General features: G+C 38.2%; 19 protein-coding genes and 1 pseudogene. 14 read left to right on the top strand and 6 right to left on the bottom strand.

Going from position 1 to position 21,324, the window contains the following annotated elements; genetic code table 11:
• The first annotated feature begins 325 nt into the window (after window positions 1-325).
• From K8L98_RS24645 to K8L98_RS24615, 7 genes are all read left to right on the top strand, one after another.
• Window positions 326-529 carry a hypothetical protein gene (locus K8L98_RS24645; RefSeq protein ID WP_223438799.1) on the top strand — a complete coding sequence of 68 codons (204 nt, stop codon included), beginning with the start codon at window positions 326-328 and terminating at the stop codon, window positions 527-529.
• A 22-nt stretch (window positions 530-551) separates the two neighbouring features.
• Window positions 552-767 carry a hypothetical protein gene (locus K8L98_RS24640; protein WP_223438798.1) on the top strand — a complete coding sequence of 72 codons (216 nt, stop codon included), beginning with the start codon at window positions 552-554 and terminating at the stop codon, window positions 765-767.
• Window positions 768-1,100: 333 nt separating this feature from the next.
• Window positions 1,101-1,910: a recombinase family protein gene (locus tag K8L98_RS24635; protein ID WP_223438797.1), complete on the top strand. Its 810-nt coding sequence runs from the start codon at window positions 1,101-1,103 to the stop codon at window positions 1,908-1,910.
• 95 nt (window positions 1,911-2,005) lie between these two features.
• Window positions 2,006-2,347, top strand: coding sequence for a GIY-YIG nuclease family protein (locus K8L98_RS24630; protein WP_223438796.1), 342 nt, complete (start codon window positions 2,006-2,008; stop codon window positions 2,345-2,347).
• A 366-nt stretch (window positions 2,348-2,713) separates the two neighbouring features.
• Entirely contained in the window at window positions 2,714-3,523 is an 810-nt protein-coding gene (locus K8L98_RS24625; RefSeq protein WP_223438795.1) for a replication initiation factor family protein, read from the top strand.
• Window positions 3,524-3,540: 17 nt separating this feature from the next.
• Window positions 3,541-3,687, top strand: a complete 147-nt coding sequence (locus K8L98_RS24620) for a hypothetical protein (RefSeq protein ID WP_223438794.1) — start codon at window positions 3,541-3,543, stop codon at window positions 3,685-3,687.
• A 13-nt stretch (window positions 3,688-3,700) separates the two neighbouring features.
• On the top strand, window positions 3,701-5,248 hold the full coding sequence (locus K8L98_RS24615; protein ID WP_223438793.1) for a recombinase family protein: 1,548 nt from the start codon (window positions 3,701-3,703) through the stop codon (window positions 5,246-5,248).
• Between the two features lie 218 nt (window positions 5,249-5,466).
• On the opposite strand, the gene K8L98_RS24610 is transcribed toward K8L98_RS24615, so the two are convergent.
• The 6 genes from K8L98_RS24610 to K8L98_RS24585 all read right to left on the bottom strand — a co-directional run bounded on the left by K8L98_RS24610 (window position 5,467) and on the right by K8L98_RS24585 (window position 14,834).
• Window positions 5,467-7,569 (bottom strand): polysaccharide lyase family 8 super-sandwich domain-containing protein, encoded by a 2,103-nt coding sequence (locus K8L98_RS24610; RefSeq protein WP_223438792.1) that lies wholly within the window; start codon window positions 7,567-7,569, stop codon window positions 5,467-5,469.
• A gap of 224 nt (window positions 7,570-7,793) precedes the next feature.
• On the bottom strand, window positions 7,794-9,020 hold the full coding sequence (locus K8L98_RS24605; RefSeq protein WP_223438791.1) for a glycoside hydrolase family 55 protein: 1,227 nt from the start codon (window positions 9,018-9,020) through the stop codon (window positions 7,794-7,796).
• Window positions 9,021-9,207: 187 nt separating this feature from the next.
• Window positions 9,208-10,323: an acyltransferase gene (locus K8L98_RS24600; RefSeq protein ID WP_223438790.1), complete on the bottom strand. Its 1,116-nt coding sequence runs from the start codon at window positions 10,321-10,323 to the stop codon at window positions 9,208-9,210.
• A 320-nt stretch (window positions 10,324-10,643) separates the two neighbouring features.
• Complete coding sequence (locus K8L98_RS24595) at window positions 10,644-11,804, bottom strand: MGDG synthase family glycosyltransferase (protein WP_223438789.1); 1,161 nt, start codon at window positions 11,802-11,804, stop codon at window positions 10,644-10,646.
• Window positions 11,805-11,830: 26 nt separating this feature from the next.
• Window positions 11,831-14,155, bottom strand: coding sequence for an ABC transporter permease (locus K8L98_RS24590; protein ID WP_223438788.1), 2,325 nt, complete (start codon window positions 14,153-14,155; stop codon window positions 11,831-11,833).
• A 4-nt stretch (window positions 14,156-14,159) separates the two neighbouring features.
• The gene (locus K8L98_RS24585) at window positions 14,160-14,834 is read right to left on the bottom strand and encodes an ABC transporter ATP-binding protein (protein WP_223438787.1); all 675 of its coding nucleotides are present in this window, start codon (window positions 14,832-14,834) and stop codon (window positions 14,160-14,162) included.
• A gap of 696 nt (window positions 14,835-15,530) precedes the next feature.
• Here K8L98_RS24585 and K8L98_RS24580 point away from each other — a divergent pair.
• The 7 genes and pseudogenes from K8L98_RS24580 to K8L98_RS24550 all read left to right on the top strand — a co-directional run bounded on the left by K8L98_RS24580 (window position 15,531) and on the right by K8L98_RS24550 (window position 21,269).
• Window positions 15,531-16,892, top strand: a complete 1,362-nt coding sequence (locus K8L98_RS24580) for a glycosyltransferase family 2 protein (RefSeq protein WP_223438786.1) — start codon at window positions 15,531-15,533, stop codon at window positions 16,890-16,892.
• 44 nt (window positions 16,893-16,936) lie between these two features.
• Entirely contained in the window at window positions 16,937-17,830 is an 894-nt protein-coding gene (galU, locus tag K8L98_RS24575) for a UTP--glucose-1-phosphate uridylyltransferase GalU (protein WP_223438785.1), read from the top strand.
• A gap of 62 nt (window positions 17,831-17,892) precedes the next feature.
• Window positions 17,893-19,230, top strand: a complete 1,338-nt coding sequence (locus tag K8L98_RS24570) for a UDP-glucose dehydrogenase family protein (RefSeq protein ID WP_223438784.1) — start codon at window positions 17,893-17,895, stop codon at window positions 19,228-19,230.
• Window positions 19,231-19,869: 639 nt separating this feature from the next.
• Window positions 19,870-19,975: pseudogene (locus K8L98_RS26940) on the top strand (malate:quinone oxidoreductase); the annotation flags it as partial.
• On the top strand, window positions 19,968-20,204 hold the full coding sequence (locus tag K8L98_RS24560) for a malate:quinone oxidoreductase (protein WP_338037001.1): 237 nt from the start codon (window positions 19,968-19,970) through the stop codon (window positions 20,202-20,204). The pseudogene K8L98_RS26940 and the gene K8L98_RS24560, both read left to right, overlap by 8 nt.
• An 84-nt stretch (window positions 20,205-20,288) precedes the next feature.
• Window positions 20,289-20,957, top strand: a complete 669-nt coding sequence (locus K8L98_RS24555; protein ID WP_223438782.1) for a YdeI/OmpD-associated family protein — start codon at window positions 20,289-20,291, stop codon at window positions 20,955-20,957.
• Between the two features lie 120 nt (window positions 20,958-21,077).
• Window positions 21,078-21,269 carry a hypothetical protein gene (locus tag K8L98_RS24550; protein WP_223438781.1) on the top strand — a complete coding sequence of 64 codons (192 nt, stop codon included), beginning with the start codon at window positions 21,078-21,080 and terminating at the stop codon, window positions 21,267-21,269.
• The last annotated feature ends 55 nt before the right edge of the window (window positions 21,270-21,324 follow it).

Here is a 21,324-nt window from a genome sequence, read left to right as displayed (position 1 = left end):
TTTTATTATTTAAATATGAACTATTCAGATAGGGTGAAAGTGATGATACAGGTGAATTCTGTAAAGCCAAGCGACAGCATCTCTGGAGAATGATGGTTTATCCCATTGAGTTAATGATAGCATAGTCATGGAGAACCATATCACAAGTGATGGTAAACAAGAAAATAGAATTTACATAAATATACTTAAACAGTTAAGTTTTTATTTTTAGTTAATAATTTATGAAGACAAGTTCAAAAAGAGCTTGTCTTTTTTTATGGTTACTTAAAAAATTCGTTTATTTTCTTATATGTTGTATGTAGCCAAAAGGGAGGAGGTGAAATTAATGATTACAGTAGTCGGTCTTCATGTTTGTGTAGATATTAGAGGTATCAATGTAGATCATGTTTCAAAAGAAGAATTTAAAAAAGAGATTGATGAGGTCTGTGCTTTAATACAGAAAAACACTGAGGATATAAAACACTATTTAGAGAATTATCTAGAAAATCAATTCAAAGATAGTCATACACTAACAATTTATAAAAGATAATATTTATAGGAGAGTGGCATTAATGTTTATTATTGAAAGTCGAAAGCTATGGTGTGAACTTAGTTACGATGAGGATTTGACAGAGAAAGAATTAATAGAAGGTATTGAAACGGTTTATAATTTTATAAAACAGAATCCCAAAGAGGTAACGTATTTATTTAATAGATATTCGATGAGAGAAAATGCGTTAATGACTATTAACTTGTTTAATTTAGGTTTTGAAAAAGGAAAAAATTGATAGCAAGCTAGAGAAAAAACATTAATTAGGGTGCGAAAAGCGATGTTTACCTATAAAAAATATACAAAGTATGAACGAGATCATGGAGAAGCTAACTATGTATTTTTAGAATAACAAATCGAATTATAGAAAGAACTTCCATAGTGGAGTTCTGTTTTTGCTCTCCTTTATAATCAAACTTAATGATTGCCTCTTTTTAACTGACTTTAATCATTTATTAATCTTAGATTTATGATGTTGGTCTTATATATTTATAAAAGCTTATACATAGGAGTTTACAACGAAAACGAGAGGTCTTATACTCGTTTTACAAATAAAGGAAGGAGTAACGGAATGGAAAAGGTATTTGGTTATGTTCGTGTTTCAACTGAAACACAAGCTGAGAAGGGGTATGGGAAAGATGTTCAAGAAAATGCCATTAAGGAGCATTGCAAGGCAAACGGACTAGAGCTTGTAGAGGTCTTTCGAGATTTGGGTGTGAGTGGAACTTTAATCGACAGAGATGGACTTACTGACTTGTTATCTGCTCTTTCAGAGGGTGAAGTAAAGCGAGTTATTGTAATGAATACAAGCCGTTTATGGCGGGCAGATAATGCTAAGGTAATGATTAAACGGCAACTGATGAAAGCTAATGCCGAAATAAATAGTGTAGAACAACGTACATATTCCATCTATGATAAGGATCCTAATGACTTTCTAATTAATGGAATGATGGAACTGCTAGACCAATATGATCGCCTAAGTATTAACATGAAGCTCGCAAAAGGCAGACGTCAAAAAGCTAAGGGTGGAGTAAAAGCTTGTGGTAATACTCCGATAGGTTACAAGTGGAAGCATGAAGGAGTGAAAAAGCCTTTTGTAGTAATCGATGAAGAGAAAGCACCAATAATTAAAGAAATTTTTAAGCAGTACTTAGAGAACAAATCACTTGCAAAGGTTCAAAGTTACCTGAAAAAACATGGATATAAAACACAACAGGCAAAAGATTTTTCAACTATGGCAATCAGAAATATATTGATCAACCGTTTTTATGTAGGAGAGTTAAGGCATTCTGATTTAAACGTAAAAGGTAGCCATGAGCCATTAATAAATAGAATTACATTCGGAAAAGTGCAATCTCAACTGAAAAGAAACAAACGATAAGGAGTGGTTTGAAGAGTTGGTTAAAGGAAAAAGAAAGAATTCAAAAAATAGAGGAAAAGATAAAGTATGAATTAGGATGGATAGGAGAGGATTAGATGGAGACTAACAATTTTCTTAGACTATTTGATGATTATATAGTGGCCCCAGGATTCAACAGGTCTGACATATCAAAATGGTTTAGTACCAATAAGCATAAAGAGATTAATAGAGGAGTTTATGCAATATTAAATTATAAACTCGAAATACTATATATTGGTTCATCCATAGACTTACATAAAAGACTTCCTCACCACCTTTATCAAGAAAAACTTTCAGGATATTTTCAAGAAGTTTTATTAATTGGTATTAAGTACGTAGAAGGTGATGTTACTACCCCTGAAAGGAAATATATTAGGGAACTAAAACCAAAGCTTAATAAGTATAGGTATAATTGTTGAATTGATAATACTAAACGTCAGCTCTCTTCTCGAAGAAAGTTGATTTTTTTTGCAAAGAAATTAAATTCCATAAATTTCAATTTAAAAAAAGAGCTAACTTTACAATAGATTAAAATGTACGGACGAGAGAAGTACGAGATTGGTTGCTACGAACTTTTTATCCTTGCACCATAATTAACATTTCGTTTTTGTTCTCAGAGTCAAAATGAAGTATCTCGTGGCGAAAAAAACGGATATTAAGAAAAGTGCTTAATGAAGGTATGCATCTTGTAATTAAGTACTTAATCTATCAACCAATAACCACTTATAACTTACAAACTTAAAAAAACTTGTCACCTTAAATTATAAATTTAGGAGATGAGCTTAGTGTTAGCAAATGTAAAGTTAGACAAATTGGTATTAGAGTATGTAAGTATACCTTTAAACTTCTTTCATGAACTAGAGGAAGAAGGTGAAATTAGCAATATAAGGAGTAACGAGGGTTTCCATTATCACCGTTGTTTACAGATAAGTAAAAAAGGTGGCGCATATATTAAATTTTATTACCAGTCAAAATATGAGATTTGGAAACCGTTTGGAAAGCTCCGCTTAGAAACTCATCCAAAACATTTAAGTGAATTTTCAACATTGCTAAACAGACTTAAAGAAATATGTAGCGATATTTACTTTGTATCAACGGATGTTGCTTTTGATATTCCTCTACCATTAAACAATATATTTGTTACATCGAATACTGGAAGGCAAATGAATATATTTCAAGGCACAAGATATTTTGGTGGTAAAGGTCAGCGTGGGAAACATGGATATTGCCGTATATATGATAAAAGGGAAGAGTTAGCAAGAAGGGGTATAGTTATCGATGATGAGCTAACAAGGGTGGAAATAGTCTATAAACCTACTAAACCAATAAAGTTAGAGGAATTATTAATAGAACCCCCATCATTAAATAATTTATACACTGGAACAATAATTAACCTAGACAAACAAGTTACACCTATAAATAAAGCTATATTAATTTGCTTGTTGAGCGGTAAGATGGCAATTAATGAATTTTCTAGACATTATAGAAGGGTTTTGAAAAAACACCTAGATAGCCAAGAGCAATTAGATTTTGACCAAATGCTTCAAAGTGCTTGGATTGAACAGATATCAATAATAAAAGGATTTTTATTGTAATAAAGAGGTGAATTCAAATGAATGAAAATAATAGATTATGTTTATCCAAACACAATGAAGCCGAACTAAAAAAAGAAGAAGCTATCAAGGCTCTTGCACACTTAATAAAAAAATATGCTGGGGAATTATTAAAGGAAAATGACGATATTAAATCTTCCTGCTAGGAGGTATATGACAATGGAAAAAAGAGAAAGAGCAGCAATTTATATAAGGGTCTCAACAGAGGAACAAATACAAGGACATTCCCTTGAAGCACAAGAGAGTATGTTAAAAGAATTTGCTGAAAAAAAGGGATATGAAATATACGATGTATATAGCGATGGAGGTTATTCTGGGAAGAATTTTGACAGACCTGAAATCCAAAGATTGTTTAATGATCTAATGAACGATAGGGTAGATATAATCTTAGTATGGAAAGTTGACCGACTCTCTCGCAATAATACAGATGTGGTATCACTGATAGATAATGAATTAACACCAAGAAACAAGAAATTAATCATTACCTCTATAGACATGGATTCATCCTCACCAACAGGACATATGTTTATCTCTTTACTTAGTACATTTGCACGTTACGAAAGAGCAACCATTATAGACCGAGTTAATGCGGGTATGCAAAAAAGAGCTGAAAAGGGTTACTGGAATGGTGGTTCAATCCTAGGCTATGATTCAGTCGATAAGCAGTTAATCATTAATGAGCAAGAGAGTGCGATTGTGAGGGAAATATTTAAACTAAGGGCGGATGGAAAAGGCTATAAATTTATAGCGAATACATTAAATAGTAGAGGTATAAAGACCAAGAAAGGTAAAAATTTTAGCATTCCAGCAATTAAACTTATTGTAAATAACCATATATATATAGGTAAGATGATGTGGAAAAAGCATCAAGATTGGAGTACCAAGAGAAGGTCCGGAAAAACAGAACCTATAATTGTTGACGGTGTTCATGAGCCTATCATAGAGCAAGAATTATGGGAAAAGGTACAGGAGATAAACGAGTTCCAAAAGAAATCATTTACCTCTAATAGGAATTTTAATGGTAACTTCTTTTTAACAGGTTTATTAAAGTGTCCTAAATGTGGTGCTGGCACCGTAATGAGTAAATCTAAAAAGAAAAATAGTGATGACTATCATCTTTATTATATGTGCCAGGCTTACCATAGTAAGGGGAAAGCAGTATGCGGAACGAATTTAATAAAGAAGGAAGAGGTTGAACAAAAAGTGTTAAATGAAATATCATTTTTAGTGAATAATGATGATATTTTTAATGATTTGTTAGATGAACTTAATAGTGATAATAACGAATTAAATGAGGGAATTAAAGCCGATTTAAAGTTCATCAAAAGACAACTAAAAAAGTCATATGATAAGCGCTCAAAGTTAGACAATGACTATTTCGAAGGTAATTTAGTAAGTAGCACTTACAATCGTTTAATGAGTGATTTAGAAAAGGAAATTGAAAAATTAGAGAGGAGTATAAGGAAATTAGAAAGCGAGATCAATAGAAATGAATCTTCAATAAACAAGGATGAAATAATATATACCCTTAAAAATTTCAATAAATTTTTTGCGATAGTTACTGATGAGGAAAGAAAGCTACTTGTTAGGTCATTAATAAAGGAAATACAAATGGATGAGAACCGGAAGGATGTAAAGGAGATAACCTTCTGGTTTTCTTCTGTCCTTAGTTTACCATCTAATAAAGTAAGCAGAGCCGTATCATAAAGTAAGGATAGAATTTTTAAGGATCAAGTCAAAAAATAGAAAAGAACCAGTTCAATAGCTGAACTGGTTTTAACTTGTAATTCTAAGAGATTTATTCATTTTAAAGTAACTTCCTTTACGGATTGTCCAACTATTATAAAAAAGCAATCATTCGCATAATGGATGTGGAAGTCTCATATTTAGTTCCATAACATGATCAATTCCATACAGGTTTATTATTAGAATGCTTCATATTTTCCATTGATGATTCCTTCCTTATCTTCACAATCGATCAGGGTTCTCTCCCTGTTGTCTATTTCCTTTTTAACGATTAACTTAAGCTCTTTTTTAGAATCATTCGCCGCTTTTGCTTTGATGATCCATTCATTTCCATCCCGTTTAAGCTGGAGGGCAGCAGGCTGGTTCATGCTGATTTTTACACCATAAGGCGTTTTGAACGTATCAGCATTCCAGAATACTGCCTCAGTTAATTGGAGCTCGGTGTTTTCGACTGCCTGGACATTGGCGTTATTGCTAATGATATGAATGGGGGAATCGTTTTTTATAGTATTGAATTCCTCTTTAGAGGCACCGGGCAGAACGATATATTGATAGCGATTATGCTCCGGTTTGGATCCGTGATTGATCCATAAGCCCAGTACCTTTTTTTGTACAGGGGATTCTCCATCATAACGTTGATTGATTTTTTTCCAGCTGGCTTCCCGTTTGTTAAGCATCAGGTGGATGCGGTCGTTTTTTCCGGGAAACAGGTAGCCGATGCCGTCGTGATACACCCAGCTGGGTTTGTCAATCGTTTGGTGAGTGGAATCTGCCAAGCTGGATGTTTCCGACGTTTCTACAGGCTGATTCCAAATCCGCTGGTCGATGGTCGTGACGATCGGATCGCTGCTATTGGATTGTATATCGGCTCCAAGTGCTGCGATGGTGTCACCGAAAAAGAACCATGATTTCTTTGCTGATAGTTCTTTGTAATTCATATTCATTGCAGAGATCCCATTTTTGCCATCACTGAACATAAGCGTTTCATTGTTTTCGCCTGAAAGCGGTTCTTTCTTTTCATCATTATGGACAACGGTTGTTCCAGGGATTTTGCGCCAATCCCATACCGGGAAGATTCCTGCATACCCGTTGCCTTTCAAATAGAAGAGATTGGCTCCGTCCGCCATATGACGATTATTGATTCCTTCTCCGTTGTAATAAGGTTCACTGGAGTTCATTTCCTCTGGCAAGATTCGAACCGAGCTATAGTAATCCTTTTGATGATGAACCATCAGTCCTGATGTGTCATAAGCTTTATTGCCAACAAACGGGGGACGCTTTCCTTCCAAGCGCCCGATCATGCGTTCGAAATCATCTTTCCGGCTGGTTGGGAGCTGTTCCATCATCCTGGCAATGGATATCACATCTTGCAGCTGATTATTCTTTCTTGTAATCCCTCTTCCTAATGAGCTGTAGTCAATGGTGTCACCGGCAATAAACCATTGAATTCCATCCAGGATAAAGTGAGATAACAATTGATAGTCTTCATTGGAAAAAGAGTACGGTGTTCCGTGTACGAAGGTAAACATACTGGCCGTCTCTAATGAATAGCGAATCCCATATGTACCGGTCTGAACAGATTGTTCATGCTGATGAAAGGTCATATCAGGCTGAATGCCGATACTGCTTACCTTTAATGATTCTTTAATTGCAGAGACGGCTTGATTGATCATCCCGGAATCTTCTTGCAGTAAAGCGGTAATAAAGTTAACTTTTTCAGCTTCTATCAAGTTCACCCCGTTTAAAGGAGGGGATTTGGATTCAGTATATTCCTGCAGCAGTTTTATGGAAGCTTCCTCGGTGTATTTTGGGAGTTCCTGATCCATTAGAAACAGGATATTACTTAAGATCATAGGAATCCTTAGTCTGTTCCACCACCAATTTTCAGCTTGCACAGGGTGCTGATTCCAGTACTCCAGTCCTGCCAGGATTTCATTTTTCAGTTTTTTATCATGATAGCTTGCGTGATTTTTAGAATGATAGGCTTTTGCCATGGTCTCCAATCGTTCTAGGTGACTGACGGTTTCCCTTGGATTCTCAGCTTTATCTGAATAAGCAATATCCGAGAATTTGCCTTCACTGTTCAGTTTTTTTTGCAGGGAAGAGGTGTCGATATCGCTGCCGGAGTCCGTTAAATAGGTCCAATACCGTTTTTTAAGTTGTGGCAGGTAGTCTTCCCTTTGAGGCTTTTCCCCTTCATGATCCAGCGTTAAGACCATAATGATGACCGAGATCAGTATGATCGTCAGTGATATCAGCGTTGTCTTCTTTGATATGTACAATCGTCTCACCTGTCATCCTGTTGTTTGTATAAATAATAAAAAAATTCCTTTCTAACATAACATATAGATGGGTCCCCATGATGGCTCAAATCCAAAATGATATGGGGATGTAAAATAACAGGTTGGACGTTACAATTCAACAAAATTTGTGACAAGCGAGAGTAAAAAAGGTAATGTTTCGTTAACAAAAAAATAGCTTCTCTGAGGAAGCTATTCTCTTCATTTTATCTCGCCTGAATCCCATTGCTTGTTAATCGATCCACATTGTTATAGGTATTTCCAGAAAGCGTAAGCTGTTTTACTTCAGCTGCAACGTTAATTCCATAGCGGCCATTTTTCAAAGAATTATCCTTGATGGAAATGTTGGAGAATTGATTTGTGCCATCATAACCTTTGTTGATCCGGATCAGATCTGTGGATTGTGAAGATTCACGGCTGGCTACAGAATTATTGATGACTTTAATATGGTTTCCGCCGGCGATGTCAATGGCTGCAGAATACCTGCCAATACCGCCGATCGTATTTTCAGTGATTTCGACATTATCGCTGTAGACCGAAATGGCAGACCACATATCATACTCGTTTGTTTCTTTATACGTGTCATAGAAATTATTCTGATGGAAGCTATTGCGTATATGATTGTTAGCAATGACCGCTCCCGGTGATTGGATTTTAATAGCTCGTTTATGATTTTTTTCAAATGTATTATGCTTAATCGTAACTTGTACGTCATTTTGAAATCCTTGGACAACGATGCCGTCTCCATCGTCCTTTGGCCCGATTTCTGATATCAGCGAATGCTGGATTGTAATGTTCTTGCTCGCCGGTTGAGAAGATAAGGCAGGACTGATTAGAATACCGCGCGCTACTTTATGGTTCCAGCCGACGTTTGATGTCATATTTTTGGCATAGACATGTTTGATGGTGAGGTGATCGAACAGCGCATCCTGAACTCCCCCTTCTATACGAATGGCGATCGGTGTAGAAGTAGACATTTTGGAATGATCAGGCTGACTGAAATGGGTAAGAAGGACATCTGTTACCTTCAGATTCCCGGTGCCATTCATCACAGTCATGCCTCGCAAAAACGTAAGATTGCCATCTATCGTCAAGTCATGGATAGTAATATTGTCGCCATAGATTCTAAACATCGTATCACCGGCTCCGTTCGCCTTGATGACAGCATCTGTTCCATACACTTCTGTGTTTTCTTTTACCGTCAGCGTATCGGTGATGAGATAGGTACCCTCTGGAAAATAAACAGTTTTATTCTTTCCGTAATAGAGAGCTTTTTTGATGGCTGCTGTGTCATTTGTGTTCCCATCACCGACAGCTCCATAGTCTTTAACATTTATCAAACCATTTTCTGCATTAACAAATCCTGACGCCCATCCAGCACAAACACACAGTAAAATCATGGCAGCAACAATCAGTCCTTTACTTTTGCTCATGAAACTTTCCTTTCTTTCTGTATAAAATAAAAACTCTATCCTCAAAAGTATCGGACAGGTATTGAACTTTTACACAAAAAAGAAAGGTTTTTTTAATAATTTTTACCTATTAACCTATTAAAGCATAGACCCTAAGGCCAATATGTCAAAAAAGAAAGCAGTCAAGGTGACTGCTTCCTTATCAATCTTACGCCGATGCTTTTTGCTCCCGCTGTACGGATGGCTGCTTTTTATTATTCTTGATTTTTGGAACAGGAATAATGAATCCGCTGAGCGGGATGAATTGAAGAATACGAATAAATACCGATGCAATCACCATTACGGCAATGAACATCAGAGGAACATATTCTAGCTGCCAGTAAGTTTCCGGAAGATGGCGGGCAAATAAATAAAGAATCATTGGATGAACCAAATAAATTCCCATGGAATATTGACCGATGACGGTTAACGTCTTTTTCACGAGGCTGAGTTTGGCCAGCAGCGGGTAAATTCCGATAATCGCAATGCTTAGGGCTGGAATGTTAAATAGATTCGTCAATCTTCGATTTGATACGTATCCAATTGTTTGATACTCATACACTGCACCAGCTGAAACCAGAAGGATCACAGCAAGCATTTTCCAAGGGCGTTTCGTCGCGAAACCGACGATCTCATCCCAGAAGTACGCCATAAATCCGCCAAAGGCAAAATAAAAAATCCAGATGGGCATAAAGGATTTGCACGTAAGGAATTCACCAAGCTTTCCTTCGATTCCAGGGTTAAAGCTGTATAAGTTATAGCTGATGATGAGCGCAATGACCGTGAATACCAATACTAATGTCTGTGTCCGGAAAATCTTCTGCAAGAATGGAAAAATAAGATAGAACTGAACAACTATTGCTACGAAATATAAATGATAAAATGAGTCTCCCATAAGAATTTTAGTTATCTCGTCCACAGGGTCTCCGAGTGTCTGCATATCGTAATAATAGAGAAGACAGCGGTAAGCTGCACTCCAAATCAGAAAAGGGAGTACGATCTTTAAAAATCTCGACTGCAGGAATCGTCCCAATTCAAATCCTTTTCTTTTTACTTGATAAAAGAGCAGGAACCCGCTGATGACGGCAAAAATGGTTGTACCGAAACGGCCATATTGATTCATGAAATACGTAAACCAGTTCCATGTCTCTTCGTTCATTCCATAGTTTGTTGCAGATACGTGAACGCCTACCACCAGTAAACAGGCAAAGGCGCGCAAGAAGTGAATTTCAAAAATGTATTTATTTTGTGCGGGTGATTTTTGTTCTCCTGTTTTAGATGTCATGTTATTTTCCCTCCTACATGTTGGAAATCCGGGCTGATGAACAAAAATGAAAATAAACAGTGATTTTATACCGATAACAGATTTGTAAGGACAAATGAGTCTTTTACCATAGATTGATAGATCCGGTTAATGTAAGATAATGCATGTATACAGAACTGGTTTCATACAAGTAATAAAAGGAAAACATTATGATGAAAAGCGAGAAATTATTATGACTATTTTTTTTGAATTCTTTCGGGACGTTTACCACATTATTTATAGCGGCATCATGTTAATCGGCTGTTGTTTTATTTACTATCACCTGTTTAAGAAGCGATAAACTAAAGGCTTTTATATAACTTCGAAAATAAATCATCAATAAATTGAAGCTGTTCATTTTGATTTTCCTGTAAATATGCTTCGGTCAATAAGCTTGCGAGTTCCTTACAGGATGAAACATCGATGTTTCTTAAAAATTCATATCTTGATTTTTTCATAAAGAATTGGGTGCTTTCATCATTCATGACAGTCTGCACTTGATGTTCGACTGGACGGTTTGGATCCAATCTAAAGACTAATCCTTCTCCTTCCAAATACCTCATATTCTTTTCCTCTTGACCCGGCAGCACAGAATGAACAAAGATCGGAAGCATTTTTTTGATTGCTTCGCCAACCGTTATTCCGCCTGGCTTTGTAATCAGGGCATCTGCCCAGTTATATAGGTGGTTCATTTGTTCTGGTTCTGTGATGTACGACATTCCTGTAATATTTGGATTCTTCATGGTCTGAACATGATCAAATAGTTCCATATTATGACCGCAAAGGATTTTATACTCAACATGGTTGGAAGACTTCGAGACTATGGACTGCAATGAATCCCCCAATCCCAGACTTCCGCCGCTGACGAGGACATGAAGCTTGCTGTCCTTCTTCATTGGCTTACGCCTTTTATACGCATCATTCGTCAATATCCCTGAAATCTTGACAGATTGGGGATCTGCACCTTCGTATATCAGCTTTTGCTTCATAGCGGCTGTAGGCACAATATGCATATTAACGTGCTGCTTTCCCCAAACACCATTCACAAAAAAATCTGTATATATATTGATGACAGGTGCTTTAGTAACCCCATAGCCTTTCAGCTTATCTACTAAAAAAGAGGAGAAGCTATGGGTGCAAACGATGACATCCGGCTGCTGCTCTTGCAGAAGCTGCTCCATCTTCTCTAAAAAAAGGGTCTCGTAAAGAGAATGCAAAAAGGTTTTATTTCTTTGGAAGAAAGAAGAGTACATCCAGCTGTAGGCAGATGGCCACTTCGTTATCCATTTTAAGTAAAGGTTTGATGTGAACTTTTCCAGTGATGTGTTCGCATAACTAAGAAAATCCACTTTTTCACATTGGATGTCAGGGTCCTGTTTATGAAAGGCTTCTATTAATGCATCAGCCGTCCGGTGGTGACCCGATTCCATTTGAAAGAGCGGCAGAACTAGCACGTGTTTCATGAATCAATCCCCCAAGGAAATAATGGTTACAGTATTTCGTTTATATTCTTTTTGAGAGTCTTCCTAACAGGGACGATGCTTGCTGCAAATCCGATCAGGATACTGACGCATAGCCAAATTAAACTACCTTCCTTTGAGAGGTGCGGCTGTAAAGGGAATTGCAGTAAGGAATCTCCGATTTTCCATGCGAGCAGCCAGTTAAGGGGATAGGCAATGACACACGCTAACCCCCAGCCCAGCAATGCTACGATGGTGCTTTCCCCAATGAATAAGCCATATATCTTTGCATTTGAGCCTCCAAGGCTTCTCATGATCCCTATTTCTTTTGTTCTCTCGTAAATATTTATGCTGACAGCAATCATGAGATTGGCAATCCCAACGATAGAAAACAGCAATCCAATGCATACGATCGTCATGATGACGAGTCCGATCATTTCTTTCGGACGGGAATTCATTTCCACAACCGTTTCGGACCCTTCCACAAATATTCCTGCAGAAGATAATTCATTTTCTCCTTCATTCAGAAGAGATTGAACTCCTTGATTCCTTTGTTTTTCCACCAGCAGACGATTAATGGATTGCTGGCCCAGCCACCCCTGATAGGATTTCTGATCCATGTAAACAGATGGGCCTGTAAGGGAGCCTTTAATAATACCGGCAACCCTCCATTCCTTGTTTTCTTGTCCAATCCGCAAACGGATGGTGTCCCCAGGTGAAAGAGGTCCAATTTTTTCTTCCAGCTCTGTGTTGATCACGATTTCATCAGGATGTGACGGTTTCAGCCACCTGCCTGTTACTGGATCTGGATTTATGAATTCTGACGTTGCCGGCAGGGAGTATAGTAATGAATTTATAGGATCAGAGGAAGAAGGATCCATGACTTCTGTATTTCTTTTCGTCCATCCTTCCACTTTGCGTACCCCGTTGATCTCTCCGGCAAGAGAGGTGATTTCTTCTTTTGGAAGCGGGCTGTTTACAGACCATTCAACATCATGCTGCCAAAAATCATCCATATCATTCATTAAATGCTGAAGGGACTGATGCAGCGAGAAGCACGCAATAATGACCGCTCCTCCAAAGGAGAGCATGAAGATGTTCATGAGTGATTGGGATTTTTTTGATAAAGTGTTTCGAAAGGACAGCAGAGATAGGTGAAAAAAACGTCTGCGGCTTTTTCCCGCTTTTTTCATGTTCAACTGTCCAGACCTTTTCAATCCTTCCGCTATTGGGGATGATATCAAGCTTCTGACAGGTACAATCGCACCTAAATAAGGCAGGCTGAATGATAGGATGAACATCGCTATCGCAAGCCTTGGTGATATCCATTGTGAAAATCTGCCCCCGAAATTCAACTCTTCTCCCAAGTAGGAAACGAAATACCGTGAAACAAGGCTTATAATCGGAATTGACATCATACTTAACAGCGTTCCGATCACGATGATCAATAAAACGTATTGCTTCCAAAGATGCGAATCTTTTGCTCCAACAACTTTTTGAATGCTCAGTGAATAGATATCCTCGGATAGTATGCGATAGAAAAGATGTACGATTAAGATGAATCCAAGAACGAATGCAAAAATACCCAGTAAAATAAAGAGATTCAATAACGAGTTAACCATTGTTTCTCTAATGAAAAACGTTTCAGAAGAGGTTTCACTTCTGTAGACAGTGATGCCGTTATCTTCGAGACGTTTTTGTACTTTCTGAACAACATCCTTCCCGTTATAACCGTCTTTCAATGTCATGTGGATCATGTTCTTCGAAAGAGGGATATTCAATTCCTTCGCCGTTGCTTCCGAAATATAGCCATATCCGATTCCGCTGTATTTCGTCGGAATTCTTGATGGATCTTGAACAATACCGGTCATAGAAAGAGAAGTTCCTTTTTGATGATCAGGAAGGATGATTTTCATTTTTTCACCCAAGTTGAAACCCGTGTCCCCGGAAGTGGATGTTTCGATCCAAATGCCTTTATCCGCTAAAGAAGAACCCTTTATGAGCTGAATTTTATTAATCTCATAAAGCGAATTTGGTTTTACCAGTAATTGAAGATTTATATAGTTTTCATCCAGCTTTGCACGGCTTCTTATCTGTGTCTTTGCTTCAGCGTGTTTGACTCCTTTCATAGAAGAGACAAAATCAATTTCCTTATTAAAATGACCAGTGTAATAGGTTATATCCGCAATGGCTGATTTTTGCTGGCTGGTCTGCAGCAGCTGCTGAAACAAATATTTCGAGTTCACCAGTGTTCCAACTGAAACCAAGCAAAAAAGAAAAGAACCTATCATTAATAATGCTTTTGTTTTTTGATGAAAGAAGCTTCTCATGGCAAGTCTCAAATATATAGGCATTCAATCACTCCGTTTTATGGACTTCATATACGGATCCATCTTGAACTTGGAGTCTTCTTGAGACCTTCCCATAAAAATCGAGATCGTGTGTGACAAACAGTACTGTTTTACCGGTCTCGGCAAGTACCTGAAAGAGGTTAAAAATCTCTCCGGATGTTTGAGAATCCAGATTACCCGTAGGTTCATCTGCGGCAATTACCGGAGGATCATTGGCAAGTGCCCTGGCGATAGCCGTTCGCTGTCTTTCCCCGCCTGAAACAGATTCCGGAAACTGATTTGCTTTCATGAATAATCCGGTTTGCTCTAAAAGGTCCAGTGCACGCTGCCTCTTTCGTTTTCGATTTTTGGAAAACTCCATCGGAAGCATCACATTTTCAACCAGGGTCAGGGTTGGAATAAGATGAAAGGATTGAAACACGATCCCAACATTTGTTCCTCTCCATTTTGTCAGGGCTCTGTTTGAAAATCCGGCGATATCCTTTCCATCTATTTTCACGGTTCCGGATGTCGGAGCCTCTATGCCGGAAAGAATATGCAACAAGGTAGATTTCCCGCTTCCTGATTTTCCGAAGATCCCGACCAATTCTCCCTTATTTACTTCGAATTGAACGTTCTTCAATGCGTAATCCTGATGTTCTCCATTAGGATATTTTTTCGATAAATTTTTCACCTCTATCATAGAAAGGCTCCTTTCAGGGAACAACTCTCCCCATATATAGCACTCAAATAGGGACCCTGCAACAGACGTCAAAGAAAATGATGGAAAAGTATGAACCTTTTTTCACAAAGAAATTGTCCCGTATTTACATATAAATTTGCCGGCAAGCAGCAGGGAAATCATAAAAAGGGATATCTATCACATGTATTTTGGAAGAAACTAGAATTGAAAGCGTATTTATCAAACGAGGGTTAGCCCTCATGTCTCATTTTTTAAATAATTTTGTCAAAAAATCTCTCAAAAATGTAGAAAAAACACGAAATGAAAAAAATAGAAAAAAATTCAACTCTATTCTTTTCTGAAATATTACAAAAATTTTTTGATTGTAAAGAAGGGGACAAACGTCTGACCTCTAAAGGTCTTTCATGACGGAAGCGAATACTTATTAGATCGGATTAGTGGGAAATATTTCAATCATATTACATAGTAAAAGAATTATAACAACTAACTTGACACCGTTTCCAATGCTATTACAAAAGGGATGCTTTCAATTCAATCAAAAAAAAGTGAGGATAGTCACAGGGAATAAAGATAGATTGCAAGACTTAGAAGCCTTTCATAAACTCGGTATGTGAACTAATCGTCAAAAAATCAGAATCGGGGAGAGTATAGCCAGCCAGCTATGAATTAAATTTACGATGAGAGAGGAGAATTCGAATGGCCAAAATGGAACAAGATCTTTCAGGTGGAATGGCAGCAGTATCCCTTCAAACTCAGAAGAAACTTTCTATGAGGGAGAAAACATTTGTTATTACGCTGTTTCTGCTGACGGTCTCAGCCCTTTTCTATGTGAACTGGACAGCTTCAGATAAGCTGAACTTAACAATAGGAATTTACGGTGCCGTCATGATCAGTTACCTATTAGGAAAAATGCTTTTATCTTTTAAATACCAGGAAATCATGGAAGACCCGCCTGATCTGAAAGTCTCTGTCATCATTCCTTCTTATAATGAAGAGCCTCACGCAGTATTGGGAACAATCGAAAGTATATTGAAGCAGGACTATCCGGTTCACGAAATTTTTGTCATTGATGATGGAAGTAAAGATGTTTCCGCCTATCACGCTGTTCTGAAATTACAAGATAATTTAAAAGCTGGAGTTGGAGCGACGTTATCGGAAATCAAAAAGGATAACCCTTCCTTCCAAATGCCGAATCTTATCGTGCACCGTCTGCCGCAAAATCAGGGGAAGCGTCATGCTCAAATCTGGGCATTTGAAAGAGCTACCGGAGATATATTCATTACAGTCGATTCAGATTGTACAGTATTCCCGAATGCGGTTAGAGAGTTGTTAAAACCTCTGAATGACAATGAAGTAATGGCAACGACGGGACATGTAAACATCAGAAACCGTACGGACAATGTTCTGACTCGCCTGATTGACATGCGTTATGATAATGCATTCCGTGTCGAGCGTGCAGCGCATTCCGTTACGAACAATGTATTGGTTTGCAGTGGACCGCTTAGTGCTTACCGGCGCGAAGTCGTCATGAAAAATTTAGATCATTATGGAAGTCAGACATTCCTGGGACAACAAGTGCAGCTTGGAGACGACCGCTGTTTAACGAATTATGCGATCCGGGAAGGAAAGACGTTATATCAATCAACGGCCCGATGCATCACAGATGCACCGACAAGCCTTAAAACCCTGATTAAGCAGCAAAATCGCTGGAACAAATCCTTTTTCAGAGAAAGCTTGATCGCCTTGAAGATCGGATTGCAAAAACCGAATGTGTTTGTGTGGGTAATGCTCGAATTGTTCTTGTGGCTGGCCTTTGGAGTATCGCTGATTTTTGCGATTTATTATACTTCGACTACGATGGGACTAATTATGCTCGTTTATTACTTGGCATACGTGGTGATATCTGCTTATGCGAGAAATGTTTTCTACGCTTACAAGCGGCCATTCACCTTCCTGCTTGCGCCGATATATGGAATTCTATTCCTTGTAATCCTATGCCCAATGCGTTTCTGGGCACTGTTGACACTTCGCTCAACTTCTTGGGGCACTCGCGGCTAAGCAGAGCGTAACGTAAAATACGAATTTCTAAGGAGATGTTTAAAATGAGAGTTCGTAAAGCTATCATTCCTGCAGCTGGTTTAGGTACAAGATTTTTGCCGGCTACAAAAGCTCAACCTAAGGAAATGCTGCCTATTGTAGATAAGCCAACCATTCAATATATCGTAGAGGAAGCTGTCAAATCTGGCATTGAAGATATTCTCATTATCAGCGGCAGAGGAAAACGCGCGATTGAAGATCATTTTGACAAATCCTATGAATTAGAAGAAACTCTCTTTAAAAAAGAAAAATTCAATAGATTGGAAGAAATTCAAGACATTTCTAACTTAGCGAACATCCATTATGTTCGTCAAAAAGAACCAAAAGGCCTTGGTCATGCGATTGGCTGTGCGAGCCGTTTTATTGGCAACGAGCCATTTGCTGTTTTGCTTGGAGACGACATTGTCCAGTCTGAAACGCCTTGCTTAAAGCAGCTGCTTGATGTCTTTAATATCTATCAGTCATCCGTATTAGGCGTACAGGAGGTTCCAGCAGAGGATGTATCCAAGTATGGAATCGTCGCCCCCCTCGAAAACATGCTTGATGAACAACTTGTCGCCATTTCAACCGTTGTCGAAAAACCGGAGACTGAATGTGCACCATCCAATTATGCCATTATGGGACGCTATGTGCTGACACCAGATATCTTGCCGATTTTAGAAATGCTGCCGCCGGGATCCGGTAATGAAATTCAACTGACAGATGCGATCAAAATTTTAAACGAAACACAAAATGTCCTGGCGTATAAGTTCTCTGGAAAAAGGTATGATGTGGGGGATAAATTCGGATTTATCAAAGCAACGATAGATTTCTCCCTGCACCGTCCGGACTTGAGTGAGAATGTGAGAGATTATCTTAAAGAGCTTATGGAAGAAAAAGAACTCGTCTCCAGCTCTTAACATATCAATGGTTTACTTGAGGATAATTGAAGAAATAGCGATCTTTTTGAGGAGGAAAAACGATGAAAATTGCTATTATTGGAACGGGTTATGTTGGCCTTGTGACGGGAGTTTGCCTTGCAGAAATCGGACATGAGGTAACATGTATTGATACCAATCTAGAGAAGGTTGACCAGCTTAAAAAAGGAATTTCTCCTATCTATGAACCAGGATTAGAAGAGCTAATGGAGAAGAACCGCGCGGCTGGCCGCCTTGAATTTACAAACAATTCCATCATCGGTCTTAAAGACCAAGAAGTAATCTATATTGCTGTAGGCACCCCGCAAAGTGAAGACGGTGCAGCAGATCTGACCTATGTGTTCAACGCTGCCCGCAACATCGGAGAGAACATCACAAGAAATGTGGTGGTAGTGACGAAGAGTACAGTGCCGATCGGTACAAATGCGAAAGTACGTCAATTAGTGATGTCCAATCTTCAAGACAACGTCTGTGCAGAAGTTGTATCCAATCCTGAGTTCTTGCGTGAAGGTTCGGCCATCCATGATTCTTTTAATGGAGACCGCATCGTAATCGGAACAGACAATCAAGAAGCAGGGGACATTGTGGAAGAAATCAACAAGCCATTTGGACTGCCTATCTTGCGAACAAGCCTTCACAGTGCAGAAATGATCAAATATGCTTCTAATGCTTTCCTGGCAACAAAGATTTCATTCATAAATGAAATTGCCAATCTTTCTGAAAAAACAAATGCCCATATCGAAGAGGTCGCCAAAGGAATCGGCATGGACTCAAGAATCGGAAACAAATTCCTGAATGCTGGGATTGGGTACGGAGGATCTTGCTTTCCTAAAGATACACAGGCACTTGTGAAAATCTCCGAGGACTGCAATCATGATTTCCATTTATTGAAGTCTGTCATTACAATTAATGAAAATCAAAAGACTCTTCTTGTGAGAAAAGCAAAAGAGCGCTTCGGAACACTGAGAGGAATGAAAGTCGCTCTATTGGGACTTGCTTTCAAACCTGATACAGATGATATGAGGGAAGCAGCCAGCATCTCGGTTGCCCACGAACTCGTAGAAGAAGGAGCAGAAGTGATCGGATATGATCCAATCGCTGCGGATAATGCAAAAAAAGTTCTGCCTGAGGAAGTGCTGTATGCCGATCAAATCGAGGAAGCGATAAAACAAGCAGATGTTGTGTTCATTTTGACAGAGTGGAAAGAAATCGTAGAGAAAACGCTCATCCTTTCCACTCTGTTCATGAACGAGCCAATCATTTTCGACGGACGCAATTGTTATACAAATGAGGATCTATACAATCTGGAAGTTGAATATATTTCGGTTGGAAGAGAGAACCTGTCAAAGATACGGGAAAACAGAGTGGCCGCTGTCATTTAATCGCTTACCACCTTTTAAGGAAGGACTCATTTACGAATGAGTCTTTTTTTTGTTAAATGATAAGGTATAGGCCGAACTTCAAGTTCTCCCGGCTGCATTCATAAAAAAGTTGGAGGGAAAAATGGAAATTCTTTGTTCGGCAAAGTTAATATGCAATTCTTCACTAATCTCTTCTTAATACTTCGTTTTAATAAACTCATGCTCATAAATATGGGGCAGTATGTCAGATGCCGTTCACTTCTTATTTTGTTTTTTTCAAAGATATTTAATAATCCAGAGGAATTAGTAATACCAATTCGATCAACACTGTGGTTGATTCTAGCATCCGCTCTATAATGCATATAGCGAATGAATTTGATATAGATGAAGCATAGACTTTTTAAGAAAGCATGAGATAAAAGTTATTAATATAGGATGAGCAAGCTTTATGGATGAATGATAAAGGTCTCTGGAACGAACCTCTCACTTTTTTACATGATTCGATAATAGTAATATTTCATCTATTTCTAAAAGACTGTGATAAAGTTATAAATAAAAAGAAAAAGTGTATGTTCCAAGATGGCGCCTGCTTTTTGTGACACTGAAGCACTGCACGTTTTTGCAAATTTAGGGGATAATGATGGGTAATATGAGCAGCTTATAAACAAAACAGACGTGATCTTTAATTGGTGCCGGAGTGATGAGTGCGACTTTGGCATCCTTATTGAAAGAGTTAGCACCGAAAGGGAAGAAGGTTTTTGAGAAGTGCAGTTGCTGCCTTGCTCGGCGCTTCCCCAGGGGCTTCTGCTGCCGTTTTGCTCGAGGTATTCAATAGATGCTTCCGGCAGCATATGACAGCATGGGCATCTTATTGCGTGTCACTAGCGGACAATCCTATAAGCTTTTCCAAAACATATATCTTCAACAGCGCAGACGCTTGGCAGAAACAAAAGTATTTAATGAAAAAGTTTAAGAAGTTAGGGAGGCTTCGGTGAGCCTTATCATATATAAAGCATCCGGAATTTTTTCTTAAACAAAAAAATCTAAGCATATAAGCATAAATGAAACGGGAGATAACGATGGCTAAATCAATCACAGAAAAGTTAAACTTACTAAAATATAAAGAGACAGCTGTTCTGCACTTACCAAATGGAGCAGATTATTTAGCAGAACTGACGGATTATGATACAGAATTAGCTGATCATGCTTATGACCTTATTTTTGCATTTGTATTAGATATGAACTCTCTAAAGAACCTTGTAAAAAAGGTTATCGATGAAAATCATTTAAATAAAAACGGCTATCTCTTTTTGGCTTATCCTAAAAAGGGAAATAAAGTATATCCTGACTATATCCATCGAGATGATCTATTAGCTGGGTTAGGGGCAGATGAAAATGGCTATGTTGGGACAAGCAGTATAAAATTTGCCCGTATGGTCGGATTGGATGATGTCTTTACGGTTGTTGGTCTAAAAGAAGACTCTAAAAGCAAAAATCACACATCTGCAAAAGCAAGTCAATGTGTGGATGATTATATCGAATTTATATCCGATGTAGAGAAAGATTTGCAGGATACTCCAGATTTACTTGCTTTCTATCAATCACTCACCCAAGGATATCGTAAGGATTGGGCCCGTTATGTGTATAGCGCTAAACAAGAGGGAACAAGAGCAAAACGGCGCGATGAAATGAAAATGATTCTTGGGAAGGGTTTCAAGAGCCGGGATTTATATCGCAGGAATAAATAATGATATAGAAACGAAGGTGCCTTGCACTCCTGAACTTTTGACATTTTTATTGATGCATTTTTAAAGAATTAAACTGCTATCGGCAGATAAATTTGATACCTGAAAGGAGTTAACTTTCATATGAAGTACCTAAAATCACAGATGAAACAGCTGATTAAAGAAAATCAGGAATTGCAATTTAAACTGAATGGACTGATGAAGGAACATAGCCTTGAGAAAAACTTTGCCCTCAAAGCCCTGTACCATGCAGAAGTTGCTGAAGGCGGGAAATATCAGCTTGCCTATCAAGCATTGGACTTGCCGAAAAGGTAGGTACCGTTGCTTCAGGTCATAAGAAAAAGGCTCCAGCCGCAGCTGGAGCCTTTTT

The sequence above is a fragment of the Metabacillus dongyingensis genome, from assembly GCF_019933155.2.
GTDB lineage: Bacteria > Bacillota > Bacilli > Bacillales > Bacillaceae > Bacillus_P > Bacillus_P dongyingensis.
Note: the sequence above shows the minus strand (reverse complement) of the source record. Positions and strands in the feature narration are given on the sequence as shown.

Excerpts from the sequence above, each read along its gene's own strand:
- K8L98_RS24585 (WP_223438787.1), bottom strand. The coding sequence starts at position 14,834 with ATGATAGAGGTGAAAAATTTATCGAAAAAATATCCTAATGGAGAACAT.
- K8L98_RS24605 (WP_223438791.1), bottom strand. The coding sequence starts at position 9,020 with ATGAGCAAAAGTAAAGGACTGATTGTTGCTGCCATGATTTTACTGTGT.
- K8L98_RS24630 (WP_223438796.1), top strand. The coding sequence starts at position 2,006 with ATGGAGACTAACAATTTTCTTAGACTATTTGATGATTATATAGTGGCC.
- K8L98_RS24555 (WP_223438782.1), top strand. The coding sequence starts at position 20,289 with ATGGCTAAATCAATCACAGAAAAGTTAAACTTACTAAAATATAAAGAG.
- K8L98_RS24595 (WP_223438789.1), bottom strand. The coding sequence starts at position 11,804 with ATGAAACACGTGCTAGTTCTGCCGCTCTTTCAAATGGAATCGGGTCAC.
- K8L98_RS24635 (WP_223438797.1), top strand. The coding sequence starts at position 1,101 with ATGGAAAAGGTATTTGGTTATGTTCGTGTTTCAACTGAAACACAAGCT.
- K8L98_RS24620 (WP_223438794.1), top strand. The coding sequence starts at position 3,541 with ATGAATGAAAATAATAGATTATGTTTATCCAAACACAATGAAGCCGAA.
- K8L98_RS24580 (WP_223438786.1), top strand. The coding sequence starts at position 15,531 with ATGGCCAAAATGGAACAAGATCTTTCAGGTGGAATGGCAGCAGTATCC.
- K8L98_RS24615 (WP_223438793.1), top strand. The coding sequence starts at position 3,701 with ATGGAAAAAAGAGAAAGAGCAGCAATTTATATAAGGGTCTCAACAGAG.
- galU (WP_223438785.1), top strand. The coding sequence starts at position 16,937 with ATGAGAGTTCGTAAAGCTATCATTCCTGCAGCTGGTTTAGGTACAAGA.
- K8L98_RS24550 (WP_223438781.1), top strand. The coding sequence starts at position 21,078 with ATGAAGTACCTAAAATCACAGATGAAACAGCTGATTAAAGAAAATCAG.
- K8L98_RS24645 (WP_223438799.1), top strand. The coding sequence starts at position 326 with ATGATTACAGTAGTCGGTCTTCATGTTTGTGTAGATATTAGAGGTATC.
- K8L98_RS24600 (WP_223438790.1), bottom strand. The coding sequence starts at position 10,323 with ATGACATCTAAAACAGGAGAACAAAAATCACCCGCACAAAATAAATAC.
- K8L98_RS24570 (WP_223438784.1), top strand. The coding sequence starts at position 17,893 with ATGAAAATTGCTATTATTGGAACGGGTTATGTTGGCCTTGTGACGGGA.
- K8L98_RS24590 (WP_223438788.1), bottom strand. The coding sequence starts at position 14,155 with ATGCCTATATATTTGAGACTTGCCATGAGAAGCTTCTTTCATCAAAAA.
- K8L98_RS24640 (WP_223438798.1), top strand. The coding sequence starts at position 552 with ATGTTTATTATTGAAAGTCGAAAGCTATGGTGTGAACTTAGTTACGAT.